A 15202-nucleotide genomic window follows, 5' to 3' on the forward strand; every position below is an offset into this window, starting at 1 on the left:
GTTTTATTTTCTAAAAAAGGTTGCTTCAAATGTAGAACTATTTCCAACATTATCGGTAACAATTATTTTTAAATCATTCTTAGTGTCTTTAACGATATTATCATTAAAATCGTGTACCAACATTTTTGTCTTATAATCATACTCCATTAAAATCCATTGGCCGTTAACTGTTGCTCTGTACTTGCTTATTCCAGATAAATCATCGTCTATTTTTACTTTTAGGTAGCGGTATTTACTCAGCCATTTTTTGTCTTTAAAGTTAACAGGCTTAATGATAGGTGCTACAGTATCCATTGCTAAAGTATAGGTGCCAAAAGTCTTACTGCCAGCACTGAGTATATTTCCTTTTCGTTTTGTACTTACATAACTTGGTCTTTTGTAATAACCATATAATCTCGCAATAAAGATTTTGTCGAGGTGTTCGGCTTTGTAATTGCTTAAATCATAATTGATATAAAAATTCTTTTGCAAAGGAATCTTGTCTTCGTGGAGGTGAAGCGTATCGGAACTTACACTAAAATCTATATCTACATCTTCATAAACAGTGTTTTTATAAAAGTTAACTGTAATAAGACCAGATTTTAATTCTGTCGCTTGATCAGAATAAATAGTGGTTTTATTAGAAAAGTCATCTTCTAATGGTTTTAATATTTCGTATTTACCTCTAATAGGAATATTTATCCAAGTTTCATTGCCCTTATAATCTCTAATCCTTGCTTTAAATACAGATGATGTACTGTCTTCAACGTTAATATAACCATTGTCATAAGCATCTTTGTAGAGGCTTAAAGGATTATTTTCCTCAATAAATAATTTCTGAATTCTAGACTTTTTGGTTTTAAAGTATTCGTAATCTATAAGACGTTTTATATGTTTTGTTTCATCAAAGCTAAAACGCTTAAAGTCTATTTCGAGACTTTTGTTACCGTTAAAAAAGGTTTGTATGTTACTAACACCATTATTATTGGGTGCTAAATCTTGCTTGTCATATGAGGTAACACCAAATCCAATATTACCATATGCTGTAATTTTTTCAACTTCGTAATCCCCATTTTGTTTGGGAATTAAACGTAGAGGAACACGCTCATTTTTGCCATTAATTACAGCATTTTTATCTTTAGGATAGGCATACACAGCAGACACAAATGGACTTTTAGAGTCCTTTATATCAATACCAAACATCATAGGGTTTATAGGACGTTCTTGATTGTCTCTAATTTCAAAGTGCAAATGTGGTCCGCCAGAACCACCAGTATTACCAGAATATGCAATAACTTCATTTGGCGCAACTATTAACTCTTCTGTACTAGGAAAAACTTCAACCTCAAAGCTTTCCTTTTCGTATTGGCATTCCTTTATATATTTTTCTATACGATCAGAAAATTTCTGAAGATGGGCATACACAGTGGTATATCCATTAGGATGCGTAACATAAAGTGCTTTGCCATAGCCATAATGTGAGATTTTTATTCTGCTCACATAGCCTTCTGCTGCAGTATAAACCTTTAAGCCTATCTTACGTTGCGTTTTAATATCTAATCCAGAATGAAAATGGGCAGATCTCAATTCTGCAAAAGTTCCAGAAAGTACCAAAGTGATGTCTAGTGGATTTCTAAAATAGTCTTGAGGATATTCTGATTGTGAAAACAATGAACTCGAAACTAAAAGTAAAAGCAAAAATTTTTTCATAAAGAGCACTATTACAGCTAAAATATCAAATTGAACAAGAATTGCAAACCAGAAAACTGTATTATTTTTCTGAACGTTTTAATTTTTAAGTTGTTATCTCAATTAAAAATAATTGTAAAAGAATTGTGTTTTTTAAATAGGTATGTTAAATTTGTTTCAACAGTATTGAATTACTTAAATGAGTAAAATAGAAGAAATTGTTGATGCTTTAGAGAATAAAATCAGCAAGGTTTTACATAAGCAAGAAGTCTTAAAGCAAACCAATGCAAGATTATCTCAACAGCTTGAAGAGCAGCAGCAGAAACTTCTAGAACAGCAAGAAGAGATTGCTTCTTGGGCAGATAAGTATGAAACACTCAAAATAGCAAATTCAATGCTTGGTAGTGACGAAAATAAACGAGAAACAAAGCTCAAAATAAATGCACTTATAAGAGAAATTGACCATTGTATAGGTCAACTCTCAGAATAAAGTTGTAAATTTAGACTAAATGTCAGATCAATTAAAAATTAAACTTTCAATTGCCAATAGGGTATATCCGTTGACAATTAATCCAAAGCAGGAAGAAGGTTTACGTAAGGCCACAAAAAAGATTGAGGCAATGATTGGTCAGTTTGAGCAGAATTACTCTGTTAGAGATAAGCAAGATGTTTTGGCAATGTGTGCCTTACAGTTTGCAGCTCAGGTAGAGCAAAAATCGATAGATAAAGAATATGTTAACGAAGAGGTACAAGAAAAGTTAGAAGCTTTAAATGACCTGTTAAATCAGCATATTTAACTCGTACGTTCTTTAAAATACAAAAAGGTTACTGCCTACATTAGTTATATTTTTTGATAAACTCAACGTTAATTCTTTAAAAAGGGTGAGTTTAAATTGTAAAAGCATGCTGCTAATACGTTATGTATTTGGGCAGATCCTTGATCAGTTTGTTAGCCCTAAACTTGTTTTTAAGGAGTTTATACAAAATCCAAAACTGATGTAGGCTTTTTTTATATACTAAACTAAACACAAATCATGGACACTAACACGATACTATTTATAGTTGGAGGAGTGGTATTAGGATTAGTAATTGGCTACGTAATTGCAAAATCTTTGGAAAAAGGTAAAGCATCTAAGTTAATTGCTAATGCCGAGAGCGAATCCAAATCAATTTTAAAACAAGCTAAAGCAGATGCAGAAGCTTTAAAAAAGGATAAAATCCTTCAAGCTAAAGAGAAATTTATAGAGCTTAAAGCAGAACACGAAAAAGTAATCTTATCAAGAGATAAGAAAATGGCAGAAGCCGAAAAGCGCATTAGAGATAAAGAATCTCAAGTTTCTAATGAACTTTCAAAAGCTAAAAAGTCTAATCAGTCTTTAGACGATAAAATAAAGGACTATAACTTTAGATTAGAATTCTTAGAAAAGAAGAAAGATGAAATAGAGAAAGCCCATAAAAGTCAAATAAAGCAGCTTGAGGTTATTTCTCAACTATCTGCTGAAGAAGCAAAATCACAATTAGTAGAATCTTTAAAAGAAGAAGCTAAAACTGATGCCATGGCTTTTGTACAAGATAGAATAGAAGAAGCTAAGCTAACAGCTCAGCAAGAAGCTAAAAAAATTATCATTAACACTATTCAAAGAATAGGCACTGAAGAAGCTGTTGATAACTGTGTATCTGTCTTTAATATAGAATCCGATGATGTTAAAGGTAGAATTATTGGTAGAGAAGGTCGTAACATTAGAGCTATTGAAGCTGCAACTGGTGTAGAAATCATTGTAGATGATACGCCAGAAGCGATTATATTATCTTGTTTTGATTCTGTAAGACGTGAAATAGCACGTTTGTCATTACACAAACTAGTAACTGATGGTAGAATTCATCCAGCTCGAATTGAAGAAGTTGTCAAAAAAACAACTAAACAAATAGAGCAGGAAATTATAGAAGTTGGTAAACGTACTGTAATAGATTTAGGCATTCACGGTCTTCATCCAGAATTGATAAAGATGGTAGGTCGAATGAAATATCGTTCGTCGTATGGGCAGAACTTATTACAGCACTCTAGAGAAGTTGCTAAGCTATGTGGCGTTATGGCTGCCGAATTAGGATTAAATCCTAAGCTTGCGAAACGTGCAGGATTACTTCACGATATTGGAAAAGTACCATCATCTGAAACAGATGTTGAAACTCCTCACGCTATATTAGGTATGCAATGGGCAGAAAAGCATGGCGAGAAACCAGAAGTTTGTAATGCTATTGGAGCGCACCACGACGAGATAGAAATGACAACGTTGTTATCTCCAATCATTCAGGTATGTGATGCTATTTCTGGTGCTAGACCAGGAGCAAGACGCCAAGTTTTAGATTCTTACATACAGCGTCTTAAAGATTTAGAAGACGTAGCATTTGGTTTCACAGGTGTTAAAAAAGCGTACGCAATACAGGCTGGTAGAGAATTACGTGTTATTGTAGAGAGCGAAAAAGTATCAGACGAGAAAGCAGCAAGTTTGTCTTTTGAAATATCTCAAAAAATTCAAACTGATATGACGTATCCAGGACAGGTAAAAGTTACTGTAATAAGAGAAACAAGAGCAGTAAATATTGCAAAATAAAGATAACTAACTCAAGTAATGTAAAGGGGTGTTCTATTAATTTTAGAGCGCCTTTTTATTTTCTAGGATGAAACTTGTTTAAAACATCACTTAAGTGCGATCGGTCTACGTGCATATATACTTCTGTTGTGGTAATACTTTCGTGACCCAACATCATTTGTATGGCTCTGAGATCTGCACCATTTTCTAATAAGTGGGTAGCAAACGAATGTCTAAAGGTATGAGGGGACACTGTTTTCTTTAAGCCAGACTTTTTAACCAGATTCTTAATTATTGTAAAAATCATAGCACGTGTAAGTTTGTTACCTTTATAATTAAGGAATAAAATATCTTTAGATTCTGGGTTTACATCAATATGGTTTCTAATACCTTTCCATATTTCAATATATTTTTGTGTAGACTCACCGATAGGAACAAAACGTTGTTTATCACCTTTTCCTGTTACCTTAATAAACCCTTCATCAAAAAACAAATCAGAAATTTTTAATTCTATGAGTTCACTAACTCGTAGGCCACAACTATATAATGTTTCTAAAATAGCTCTATTACGTTCACCAAGATTAACACTTTGGTATTGGTAGCCTAGGTCAATAGTATTAATTAATAGATCTATATCCTCTACAGATAAAGTGTCTGGCAGTTTTCTACCAATCTTTGGTGACTCAATTAAATCCATAGGATTAGAATCTCTGTAATTTTCAAAAACCAGATAATCAAAAAAGTTCCTTAACCCAGAGATTAACCGTCCTTGAGATCTTGGATTAATAGTTTTAGATGTGCTATAAACAAACTGTTTGATATGTTCTTGGGTAATTTTATCTGGTGCTATATCTATCTGATTATCTTCTAGGTAGTTTGTAAGTTTCTTTATATCATAGTTATAATTCTCAATAGAGTTTAGAGATAAACCACGTTCAATCTGTAAATAATGTTTATAATCTTTAACTGCTTGAGGCCATTTCATGGTGTAAAAAAGAGATTTTAGGGCTAAAAAGTAGTGAAAATCATACGTAATTCATCGTATTTTTATAAATTTTGTTAATAACGTAAAAATTAAATAATTAATTATCAATGGTTTATATAAAAATGTTTGTAATGTTGTTAATAACTCTACCTTAAAATTTTAATATTATAAAAAAAAGGCTTTAGTTTGTATTAATCAATTCTAAAACTTAAAAGATTATGAAAAAATTATTTTTAGCTGCTTTCGCAGTATTTGCTTTTGCAAGTGTTAATGCACAAGAGGTAAAATTCGGTGCCAAAGCTGGTGTTAACTTAGCTTCAATTGGTGGTGATGCAGAAGATGTAGATGCAAGAACTTCATTTCATATTGGTGGTGTAGCCGAGATTGTTATTTCAGATAAGTTTTCTGTTCAGCCAGAATTATTATTCTCTTCTCAAGGTGCTAAGAGTGAATACACTGAAGATTTTGGTGAATTTGGAAGCTTTGATGTAGAAGAAAAAATCAAGCTAAACTATTTAAACTTACCAGTTATGGCTAAGTATTATGTAGCAGAAGGTTTCAGTTTAGAAGCTGGACCGCAAATTGGATTTTTATTATCTGCTGATGCTGAAGTTGAAGTAGATGGTGAGTCAGAAGAAGAAGATGTAAAAGATGAATTTAAAGGTATTGACTTTGGATTAGGGTTTGGAGCTGGTTATAAGCTTGATAATGGTCTTAATTTTAGCGCAAGATATACATTAGGTCTTGCTAATATCGCTGAAGATGCAGGAGATGATTTTTCAATCCAAAATAATGTTTTCCAAATTTCTGTAGGATACATGTTCTAATTTAGAAACATAAATCAGAGAAAAACCGAAGTATAATGTGCTTCGGTTTTTTTTATTCTGATTTAGAATTACTCTAAATAGCTGGAACATTGATAATTTAGATTTTTTTTTGTTTTTTACAATATCGATGAAAAGCTTCTTTTGTTAACATTTTTTTGAGAAATTGAAGTAGTTAATAATTTACATTTGCAGATCAAATCAATTTTAAAACTTAAAAGATTATGAAAAAATTACTTTTTACTGCTTTAGCAGTTTTTGCTTTTGTAAGTGTTAATGCACAAGAAGATGCCTCTACTGGTGGTTTTTCGAACGGTGATGTATTTATTACAGGTTCTTTAACTTTTGGATCAGAAAAACTCGATGATGATAAGGCGAATACTTTTGAAATTGCTCCTAGAGTAGGGTTTTTTGTATCAGACAACATTGCAGTTGGTGCTGAGTTAGCGTTCGGATCTGCTAAAGCAGAATCAGGAAGTACAGACGTAGTAGATATGAGTACTTTCGGTGTTGGTGCTTTTGGTCGTTATTATTTTACGCCAGCTAACCAATTCTCACTTTTTGGTCAATTGGGTCTAGGTTATGAGTCTATGGACAATAAACTAGCTGATGTTAAAACTGACGTAATCTCTGCTTCTTTTGCAGGAGGTCTTAACTATTTTGTTTCAGATAATTTTTCTATTGAAGCTTTAGTAGGTGTATTAGGTTATTCTTCTTCTAAGCCAGATTTTGATGGTGCTGAAGCTACTAATTCATTCGCTTTTGGTGGTGATTGGACCAATGTATCATTTGGTGTTAACTACAAGTTCTAAAAAGTTTAGAAATAATTTAAAAAAAACCGAAGCAAGTGCTTCGGTTTTTTTTATGCCCTTATCCGTCTAGTCGAAGTAGGTTTTACTATATTTACTTTATGAAGCAACTTATAATAATTAATGGACCCAATTTAAATCTTCTAGGAAAAAGAGAGCCTGAGATTTATGGTAGCCAAACTTTTGAAGATTATCTAAAAGTACTTCAGTCTAAGTACAGCAATATTGAGTTAGATTATTATCAATCTAATATTGAAGGTGAACTCATAGATAAGTTACAAGAAGTTGGTTTTAGTTATGACGGCATTATTTTAAATGCTGGTGCTTATACACATACTTCTGTTGGTATAGGTGATGCGGTAAAAGCAATTACAGTACCTGTAGTAGAGGTTCATATCTCTAATACCTTTTCTCGTGAAGAAATTAGACACCAATCTTATATTTCACCTTATACCAAAGGAGTTATTCTTGGTTTTGGTCTAAAAAGCTATGATTTGGCAATAGAAAGTTTTATCTTATAATCATGAAAAAATGTATCCTATCCTTAGTAGTCGTTGCTTTTAGTTTTGTGGCTTTTGCACAAACAGAACTTGGAATTAAAGGTGGATTAAATTTTACCTTTTTTAAAGTTAACGAAGGTGATTTTGGTACTAATCCAGATATTGAAACAGGTTATTATGGTGGTGTTTTTGTAGATTTTTCTATAGACAATGGGTTTCATATTCAACCAGAGTTACTTTATAAAGGCATTGGTGATTTTAGATTTTTAAATGCTCCGATTTACTTAAAGTATGATATTTACGATACGGTTCATATTTTGGTAGGACCTAGTTTAAATTACTTTTTTGATTTTTTCTCTAATAAACTTAAGATAAGAGCAGATCTTAGTTTAGATTATGATTTTTCTTCAGATTTGAGTATACACATGAAATATACTATTGGTTTTGAAGAATTATCTCCCAACGTACTTTTCCTTGGACTTGGATATAGATTATAAAAAAAGCGATTCAGTACGAATCGCTTTTTTGTGTATTGTGGATGTTTTATTACAAATGTATCACTTCATCATAAGCATCTGCTACAGCTTCCATAACGGCTTCACTCATTGTTGGGTGAGGATGAACCGCTTTTAATACTTCATGACCAGTTGTTTCTAATTTACGACCTAATACAGCTTCTGCGATCATATCTGTAACACCAGCACCAATCATGTGACAACCTAACCATTCACCATATTTAGCATCAAAAATCACTTTTACAAAACCATCTTTGTTTCCACCTGCACTTGCTTTACCCGAAGCTGAGAATGGGAACTTACCAACTTTGATATCATAACCTTGCTCCTTAGCTTGAGCTTCAGTAAGACCTACACTAGCAACTTCTGGTGAACAATACGTACAACCAGGTATGTTTCCATAATCTAAAGCTTCAACATGCATTCCTGCAATTTTTTCAACACAAAGTATGCCTTCAGCAGAAGCAACGTGGGCTAAAGCTTGTCCAGGTGTAACATCTCCAATAGCATAGTAACCAGGTATGTTAGTTTGGTAGTAGTCGTTTACTAAAATTTTATCTCTGTCAACTGCAATACCAACATCTTCTAATCCAATATTTTCGATGTTAGATTTAATGCCTACTGCAGATAATACCATATCAGCTTCTAAAACTTCTTCACCTTTTTTAGTTTTTACAGTAGCCTTTACACCTTCACCAGATGTATCCACAGAAGTAACTTCTGCAGAAGTCATGATTTTAATTCCAGATTTTTTGAAGCTACGCTCTAGTTGCTTGGAAACTTCATCATCTTCAACAGGAACAATTTTTGGCATATATTCTACGATAGTAACTTCCGTTCCCATTGAGTTGTAGAAGTAAGCAAACTCAACGCCAATAGCTCCAGAGCCAACCACAATCATTTTTTTAGGTTGTTTATCTAACGTCATTGCTTTTCTGTAACCTATTACTTTCTTACCATCTTGTGGCAGGCTAGGCAACTCGCGAGAACGAGCACCTGTTGCAATTATGATATGATCAGCCGAATACTCTTTACCATCAACATCAACTTTCTTTCCTGGCTTAACTTTTCCGAAGCCCTCAATAACATCAATTTTATTCTTTTTCATTAGGAACTTTACACCATTACTCATGCCATCTGCAACACCACGGCTTCGCTTTACAACGGCATCAAAATCGTGTTCTGCATCTTTAACTTTTAAACCGTAATCTTCAGCGTGTTTTAGATATTCAAAAACCTGAGCAGACTTTAAAAGTGCTTTTGTAGGTATACAGCCCCAATTTAAACATACACCTCCAAGACTTTCTTTCTCTACAACAGCGGTTTTAAAACCTAATTGAGATGCTCTAATTGCTGTTACGTAGCCACCAGGACCACTTCCTAATACTATGATATCGTATTTACTCATGAGTAATTTTTTAATTGAATTTTTGAGAGTACGAATTTACGAAACCAAAATGTAATATTAAAGGTCTTCTGTAAAATGTCTTTTGCCTTTGTCTTTAGAAAATTTTTCTTTGTTGTAATCTTTCGATTTTCCTTTTGGTATGGATAAGGATTGCCAATTATTTCCTTTAGTAAGTTTTCCTAAAAATACAATTTGACCAACATGATAGGCATAATGCATCATTTGTCGATTTACAGCTTCAACAACTGTGTGGCCTTGATTTCTTATGTAGATTATACGCTCTAAATCTTCATTCTTTAAAGACTTTATAGCGCCAAACAGACAATCCCAACCTTTATTCCATGTGGATAGAAGTTCTTCTTTAGAGTGAAATGTATCAATAAATTCTTCATCGCGTTGTCTCCATTCTTTTTCGCCATCTTCGGTTAGAAAATTTGTCCAGCGACTTAGCATGTTGCCAACAATATGCTTTACTATTATAGATATAGAATTTGAATCTTCAGCAAACTCTCTTTTTAATTCATCAAAAGTTAAGTTTGCAAAAGTTTTATCGCCAAGACTTTTGTAATATTCAAATTGCTTAATACTGCTCTCAATGTAATTATTCATCTTTTTTAGTGTCCTCTGGTACAAAATTTAATGCCACGCCATTAATACAATGACGTTTTCCTGTGGTGTCTTTTGGGCCATCATTAAACACATGGCCTAGATGTCCTCCACAAGTTGCGCAATGTTCTTCAGTACGAGCATAACCAATTTTGTAGTCTGTGGAAAAAGCAACATTACCTTCTATTTCTCTGTCAAAGCTTGGCCAGCCAGTACCAGAATCAAATTTATGTTCACTTTTAAATAACGGTGTATCACAAGCAGCACAATGGTAAACTCCTTTTTCGTAATTTTTGTTCAATGGACTTGAGAAAGCACGTTCGGTACCTGCCTCTCTAAGAACATAGTATTCCATTTCGGTTAATTCAGCTTTCCATTCAGCTTCGGTTTTTGTAATTGGAAACTCTTCCGACTCCTCATTTTCTTTTTTTTGAGCAGAGCCATTACAATTGAATAAAAGAGCGGTTAAGGAAAATAATAAGATCTTTTTCATAGCTTAAATTTACGATTTTAAATAAACCTTTTGTCGTATTAAGTTTTAAAAAATTACAAAGCTTTCAGTATAATTTTTATTATTAAGTAATTGGATTAAAGAGTTGATAAAATCATAATATTTAAGTAAATTACATTGATATTTTTTTAAATACCTTTTTCCATCGTATTAGTTATGCCTAGTGACTATTATAATGTGTTGTAAACATTCATTGTGTAAATAAGTAATTTAGATCTTACAACTAACAAGTATTAAATAAATTTAGATGAAAGTATTGTTTCTTACCAGAGAATTTCCTCCTTACGTTTATGGTGGTGCAGGTGTGCACGTAGAATATTTAGCAAAGGAATTGTCTGAATTAATGGAAGTAGAAGTAAGAACTTTTGGAGACCAAGATAAAAAAACTAACAATCTCAGTATTAAAGGTTATCCTTTTGAAGATGGTTTTTTTAAAGATAGTGATAGTAAGCTTAAGTCTATTTTTAAGACCTTAAGTACAGGACTTCATATGAATGCTGATACCATAGACGCAGATATTGTACACTGCCACACTTGGTACTCGCATTTTGCAGGTATTATGGCAAAGTTGTGTTATGGAAAACCTTTAGTGGTAACTACACATTCCTTAGAGCCTTTGAGACCATGGAAAAGTGAGCAATTAGGTAGAGGCTATGATGCGTCTTCTTGGGTAGAAAAAACCGCTATAGAAATGGCAGATTGTTTAATTGCTGTATCAGAAGAAACGAAACAAGACATTATCAAACATTTTGATGTTGATAAAAATAAAATTGAAGTCGTATATAATGGCATTGATTTAAAAGAGTATAGCATTGTAAACGAAACCGATGTACTAGAAGCTTACGGCATCGACAAAAGCAAACCATATGTCCTTTTTGTTGGAAGAATAACACGACAAAAAGGAATAGTTCATTTAGTTAATGCCATTAAGTATATTGATGCTGATACTCAAATTGTATTATGTGCTGGCGCTCCAGATACAGAAGCGATTGCCAAAGAAATGGAAGATGCTGTAGCAAAAGCTTCTAAAACACGTGATAACATTTTTTGGATTGATAAAATGTTAGATAAAAAAGATGTTATTCAATTATATTCTCATGCAGATGTGTTTTGTTGTCCATCAATCTATGAGCCATTTGGAATTATAAATATAGAGGCTATGGCATGCGAAACAGCCGTAGTAGCTAGTGCAGTTGGTGGTATAAAAGAAGTAGTTATTGAAGGTGAAACAGGTTTACTAGTAAATCTAGAGCAGCAAAATGTTGCACCTTTTGAGCCTGTAAATCCAGACCAATTTTCTAGAGATTTAGCTAATGGTATCAATAAAGTTATTGGGAATAAGGAACTAAGAGAAAAAATGGCCAAGAATGGACGACAGCGTGTAGAAGAGTTTTTCGACTGGAAAGCCATTGCAAAGCAAACCAAAAGCATATATCAATCCTTAAGCGTTAAGTAAATGATAAACGACAAAGTATTAAGTATAATATTAGGAGGAGGACAAGGCTCTCGTCTTTATCCATTAACAGAAAGCAGGTCTAAACCTGCTGTACCCATTGCCGGAAAGTATAGATTGGTAGATATACCTATTTCAAATTGCATCAATTCTGATATTAAACGTATGTATGTTTTAACACAGTTTAATTCAGCGTCCTTAAACAGGCATATAAAAAATACTTACCACTTTAGCTTTTTTAGTTCGGCATTTGTAGATGTTTTGGCAGCAGAACAAACTATTGCTAGTGATAAATGGTTTCAGGGTACTGCAGATGCAGTTAGGCAGAGTTTGCATCACTTTTTAAGGCATGATTTTGAATATGCCTTAATACTTTCAGGTGATCAACTTTACCAAATGGATTTTAACAAAATGATTGATGCTCATGAAGCGAGTGGCGCAGAAATTTCAATAGCAACTCAACCCGTAAACGCTAAGGATGCAACTTCTTTTGGTATATTAAAAACCGATGATAATAATTTTATTTCTTCGTTTGTAGAAAAACCAGATGCTTCATTATTGCCCGATTGGTCCTCACCCGTAAGTGAAGACATGCAGAAAGCAGGAAGAAATTATTTGGCATCAATGGGTATTTATATTTTCAATAAAGAGTTATTGGTTGAATTATTAAAAAATCCTGATACAGTTGACTTTGGAAGAGAAATAATTCCTGAGGCAATTAAAAACCATAAAACGTTAAGCTACCAATTTGAAGGCTATTGGACAGATATAGGAAATATTGATAGCTTTTTTGAAGCAAATCTTGGATTGACTGACGATATACCGAAGTTTAACCTGTACGATAATGAAAGACGTATCTATACCAATGCTAGGATTTTACCAACTTCAAAAATATCAGGTACGCTTCTAGACAGAACTGTAATTTCTGAAGGTTCTATTATACATGCTGCAAAAATTGAACGCTCGGTTATTGGAATTCGTTCTAGAATTGGTGCAGAATCTACAGTTATTAACTGCTACATGATGGGTTGTGATCGCTATGAGTCTTTAGAGGAAGTAGAATCAAAAAAGATTAAAATTTTTATGGGTATTGGTGAACGTTGTTTTATAAAAAATGCAATTCTCGATAAAAACTGCAGAATAGGTGATGATGTTAGGATTAACGGCGGAAAGCAATTAAAAGATGTTGAAACTGACAGTTATTTTGTTAAAGATGGCATTGTGGTTGTGAAAAAAAACGCAGTTATTCCACCAAGAACCATTATTCAATAATCAATAAATTTAGTAATACTTAATTAATTCAAACGTTGTAGTTTGCACCTCTTTATTTATTCCTTTTATATGTCGAGTTTGTATATTACTTTCGTTATGTAATCAACAATCAATTAGCAAGATGCAGAACCAAAAACGTGTTGTCATAGACGCAGTAAAACCACAAATAAATTGTGGTAAATTTTTTATAAAACGTATTGTAAACGAAATTGTAAATGTAGAAGCTCATGTACTGGTAGATGGACACGACGTTATTGCAGCTTCGGTCTTGTTTAAACACGAAAACGCTAAAAAGTGGAGCGAGGTAAGAATGCATCATGTAGTTAATGATGAATGGAAAGCCTCGTTTACTGTAGAAAAACAAGGTTTTTACGTATATAAGGTTGAAGGTTGGGTAGACTATGCATTGAATTGGCAACATGGTATTGAACGAAAAATTGACGATAATCAACATGTAAAGTCAGAACTTTTAGAAGGAGTAACCTATCTTAAACCGTTACTAAAAAAAGCCTCAAAAAAAGAAAAAGAATACTTAGACCACTGCATAGATTGTTTTGAAAATGAAAGTAAATATGATGAGGCAATCAAAGAAGCAACATCTCATAAGCTACACGATATCTTTGTAAAATATCCAGAAAAGCATTTGGTTAATGAATCTAAAGAGTTACAAATCTATGTAGATAGAAAAAAAGCGCTTTTTAGTACCTGGTATGAATTCTTCCCTAGATCTTCTTCTCAGATAGAAGGTCAGCACGGCACATTTAAAGATTGTGAACGCTTGTTGCCTCGTATTGCCGAAATGGGTTTTGATACCTTGTATTTTCCGCCAGTTCATCCTATAGGGGAAGTTAATCGTAAAGGAAAAAACAATACAACTAATGCCAATGAAGGAGATGTAGGATCTGCTTGGGGAATTGGCTCGCAATATGGCGGACATAACGATATACACCCACAACTAGGAACTGTTGAGGATTTTAAAGCTTTGGTTAAAAAAGCTAAAGATTTGGGTATTGAAGTTGCAATGGATTACGCATTGCAAGCTGCTCCTGATCATCCTTGGGTAAAAGAGCATCCAGATTGGTTTAAATGGCGACCAGACGGAACCGTCCAGTATGCCGAGAATCCACCAAAAAAATATCAAGATATTTTACCAATTTATTGGGAAAGTAAAGACTATAAAAACCTTTGGAAAGAATGTTTAGATATTTTAATCTATTGGATAGATTGCGACATCAAAGTATTTAGGGTAGACAACCCACATACTAAACCTTACTATTTCTGGAATTGGATTATTACTGAAGTAAAAAAACAACATCCAGATGTCCTTTTCTTAGCAGAAGCATTTACAAAACCAAAGGTTATGCAGCAATTAGCTAAACAAGGTTATACGCAATCATATACCTATTTTACTTGGAGGAATAATAAACAAGAGCTTATTGAGTATATGACTGAGCTTACTCAAACCGATCAGCGTGAGTATATGAGACCGAATTTTTGGCCAAATACACCAGATATCAACCCATATCACTTGCAAGGCGCTAACGAGTCTAAATATATACAACGCTATGTATTAGCTGCAACATTAAGTTCTAATATTGGTATCTATGGCCCTGTATTTGAACAACAGTTAGATAATGCTATTCCTGGAAAGGAAGAGTATTATATGTCTGAAAAGTTTGAAGTGAAGCACTACAATTGGGATGTGCAAAATAAACTGACGTCTATAATATCAAAGGTAAATGCTATCCGTCATCAACATGAAGCATTGCAACAAACAAATAACATTAAATTCTGTCATGTAGAGAATGATAATCTATTGGCTTATTATAAATGGAATGATTCAAAAACAGACGAGTTATTAATCATTGTTAGTTTAGAACAATACTATGCACAACAGGGAACAGTTCAATTGCCTTTGCAAGATTTAGAAATTCATTCTGGCCAGCAAGTAACTGTAAATGATTTAGTTACAGGAAGCAGTTATAATTGGCATAACGAATGGAATTTCATTGAGTTGCATCCCACCTTACCATTTCATATATTTAAAATAAATAAATAGA

Annotated in this window: 15 protein-coding genes and 1 other RNA gene; 11 read left to right on the top strand and 5 right to left on the bottom strand. The window is 33.1% G+C overall.

Annotation, left to right across the window (positions count from 1 at the left end; genetic code table 11):
* Window positions 1–3: 3 nt before the first annotated feature.
* Window positions 4–1689, bottom strand: a complete 1686-nt coding sequence (locus tag FC091_RS11920) for a M23 family metallopeptidase (RefSeq protein ID WP_171032518.1) — start codon at window positions 1687–1689, stop codon at window positions 4–6.
* Window positions 1690–1867: 178 nt separating this feature from the next.
* Between FC091_RS11920 and FC091_RS11925 the strand changes: the two genes are divergently transcribed.
* The 4 genes from FC091_RS11925 to rny all read left to right on the top strand — a co-directional run bounded on the left by FC091_RS11925 (window position 1868) and on the right by rny (window position 4280).
* Complete coding sequence (locus tag FC091_RS11925) at window positions 1868–2158, top strand: hypothetical protein (RefSeq protein ID WP_138434496.1); 291 nt, start codon at window positions 1868–1870, stop codon at window positions 2156–2158.
* A gap of 19 nt (window positions 2159–2177) precedes the next feature.
* Window positions 2178–2465 (top strand): cell division protein ZapA, encoded by a 288-nt coding sequence (locus FC091_RS11930; RefSeq protein ID WP_138434497.1) that lies wholly within the window; start codon window positions 2178–2180, stop codon window positions 2463–2465.
* Between the two features lie 60 nt (window positions 2466–2525).
* A non-coding RNA gene (gene ssrS / locus FC091_RS11935) (6S RNA) lies at window positions 2526–2646 on the top strand.
* Window positions 2647–2702: 56 nt separating this feature from the next.
* Window positions 2703–4280: a ribonuclease Y gene (gene rny, locus FC091_RS11940; protein WP_138434498.1), complete on the top strand. Its 1578-nt coding sequence runs from the start codon at window positions 2703–2705 to the stop codon at window positions 4278–4280.
* 55 nt (window positions 4281–4335) lie between these two features.
* Here the strand turns inward: rny and xerA are convergent, their stop codons facing one another.
* Entirely contained in the window at window positions 4336–5244 is a 909-nt protein-coding gene (gene xerA, locus FC091_RS11945) for a site-specific tyrosine recombinase/integron integrase (protein WP_138434499.1), read from the bottom strand.
* Window positions 5245–5462: 218 nt separating this feature from the next.
* On the opposite strand from xerA, the gene FC091_RS11950 reads away from it, so the two are divergent.
* From FC091_RS11950 to FC091_RS11965, 4 genes are all read left to right on the top strand, one after another.
* The gene (locus FC091_RS11950; RefSeq protein ID WP_138434500.1) at window positions 5463–6071 is read left to right on the top strand and encodes a porin family protein; all 609 of its coding nucleotides are present in this window, start codon (window positions 5463–5465) and stop codon (window positions 6069–6071) included.
* 221 nt (window positions 6072–6292) lie between these two features.
* The gene (locus tag FC091_RS11955) at window positions 6293–6880 is read left to right on the top strand and encodes an outer membrane beta-barrel protein (protein ID WP_138434501.1); all 588 of its coding nucleotides are present in this window, start codon (window positions 6293–6295) and stop codon (window positions 6878–6880) included.
* Window positions 6881–6978: 98 nt separating this feature from the next.
* Complete coding sequence (gene aroQ, locus FC091_RS11960; RefSeq protein ID WP_138434502.1) at window positions 6979–7398, top strand: type II 3-dehydroquinate dehydratase; 420 nt, start codon at window positions 6979–6981, stop codon at window positions 7396–7398.
* A gap of 2 nt (window positions 7399–7400) precedes the next feature.
* A complete protein-coding gene (locus tag FC091_RS11965) occupies window positions 7401–7874 on the top strand; it encodes an outer membrane beta-barrel protein (protein ID WP_138434503.1) in 474 nt (157 codons plus the stop codon).
* Window positions 7875–7923: 49 nt separating this feature from the next.
* Here FC091_RS11965 and lpdA read toward each other — a convergent pair whose 3' ends face one another.
* The 3 genes from lpdA to msrB are packed head-to-tail and all read right to left on the bottom strand — an operon-like array spanning window position 7924 to window position 10399.
* Window positions 7924–9300 carry a dihydrolipoyl dehydrogenase gene (lpdA, locus tag FC091_RS11970; protein ID WP_138434504.1) on the bottom strand — a complete coding sequence of 459 codons (1377 nt, stop codon included), beginning with the start codon at window positions 9298–9300 and terminating at the stop codon, window positions 7924–7926.
* Between the two features lie 57 nt (window positions 9301–9357).
* Window positions 9358–9909 carry a DinB family protein gene (locus FC091_RS11975; protein WP_138434505.1) on the bottom strand — a complete coding sequence of 184 codons (552 nt, stop codon included), beginning with the start codon at window positions 9907–9909 and terminating at the stop codon, window positions 9358–9360.
* Complete coding sequence (gene msrB, locus FC091_RS11980; RefSeq protein WP_138434506.1) at window positions 9902–10399, bottom strand: peptide-methionine (R)-S-oxide reductase MsrB; 498 nt, start codon at window positions 10397–10399, stop codon at window positions 9902–9904. The genes FC091_RS11975 and msrB overlap by 8 nt, the downstream gene beginning before the upstream one ends.
* Window positions 10400–10664: 265 nt before the next feature.
* Here msrB and glgA point away from each other — a divergent pair, with 265 nt between their 5' ends.
* The 3 genes from glgA to FC091_RS11995 all read left to right on the top strand — a co-directional run bounded on the left by glgA (window position 10665) and on the right by FC091_RS11995 (window position 15201).
* Entirely contained in the window at window positions 10665–11873 is a 1209-nt protein-coding gene (glgA, locus tag FC091_RS11985; protein ID WP_138434507.1) for a glycogen synthase, read from the top strand.
* On the top strand, window positions 11874–13142 hold the full coding sequence (locus FC091_RS11990; protein ID WP_138434508.1) for a glucose-1-phosphate adenylyltransferase: 1269 nt from the start codon (window positions 11874–11876) through the stop codon (window positions 13140–13142). It begins immediately after the preceding gene.
* 121 nt (window positions 13143–13263) lie between these two features.
* A complete protein-coding gene (locus FC091_RS11995) occupies window positions 13264–15201 on the top strand; it encodes an alpha-1,4-glucan--maltose-1-phosphate maltosyltransferase (protein ID WP_138434509.1) in 1938 nt (645 codons plus the stop codon).
* Window position 15202 lies beyond the last annotated feature (1 nt).

This window comes from Winogradskyella algicola, assembly GCF_005869935.1.
Lineage (GTDB): Bacteria > Bacteroidota > Bacteroidia > Flavobacteriales > Flavobacteriaceae > Winogradskyella > Winogradskyella algicola.

Coding starts and splice junctions, on each gene's coding strand:
- FC091_RS11920 (WP_171032518.1), bottom strand. CDS start 1,689: ATGAAAAAATTTTTGCTTTTACTTTTAGTTTCGAGTTCATTGTTTTCA.
- FC091_RS11925 (WP_138434496.1), top strand. CDS start 1,868: ATGAGTAAAATAGAAGAAATTGTTGATGCTTTAGAGAATAAAATCAGC.
- FC091_RS11930 (WP_138434497.1), top strand. CDS start 2,178: ATGTCAGATCAATTAAAAATTAAACTTTCAATTGCCAATAGGGTATAT.
- rny (WP_138434498.1), top strand. CDS start 2,703: ATGGACACTAACACGATACTATTTATAGTTGGAGGAGTGGTATTAGGA.
- xerA (WP_138434499.1), bottom strand. CDS start 5,244: ATGAAATGGCCTCAAGCAGTTAAAGATTATAAACATTATTTACAGATT.
- FC091_RS11950 (WP_138434500.1), top strand. CDS start 5,463: ATGAAAAAATTATTTTTAGCTGCTTTCGCAGTATTTGCTTTTGCAAGT.
- FC091_RS11955 (WP_138434501.1), top strand. CDS start 6,293: ATGAAAAAATTACTTTTTACTGCTTTAGCAGTTTTTGCTTTTGTAAGT.
- aroQ (WP_138434502.1), top strand. CDS start 6,979: ATGAAGCAACTTATAATAATTAATGGACCCAATTTAAATCTTCTAGGA.
- FC091_RS11965 (WP_138434503.1), top strand. CDS start 7,401: ATGAAAAAATGTATCCTATCCTTAGTAGTCGTTGCTTTTAGTTTTGTG.
- lpdA (WP_138434504.1), bottom strand. CDS start 9,300: ATGAGTAAATACGATATCATAGTATTAGGAAGTGGTCCTGGTGGCTAC.
- FC091_RS11975 (WP_138434505.1), bottom strand. CDS start 9,909: ATGAATAATTACATTGAGAGCAGTATTAAGCAATTTGAATATTACAAA.
- msrB (WP_138434506.1), bottom strand. CDS start 10,399: ATGAAAAAGATCTTATTATTTTCCTTAACCGCTCTTTTATTCAATTGT.
- glgA (WP_138434507.1), top strand. CDS start 10,665: ATGAAAGTATTGTTTCTTACCAGAGAATTTCCTCCTTACGTTTATGGT.
- FC091_RS11990 (WP_138434508.1), top strand. CDS start 11,874: ATGATAAACGACAAAGTATTAAGTATAATATTAGGAGGAGGACAAGGC.
- FC091_RS11995 (WP_138434509.1), top strand. CDS start 13,264: ATGCAGAACCAAAAACGTGTTGTCATAGACGCAGTAAAACCACAAATA.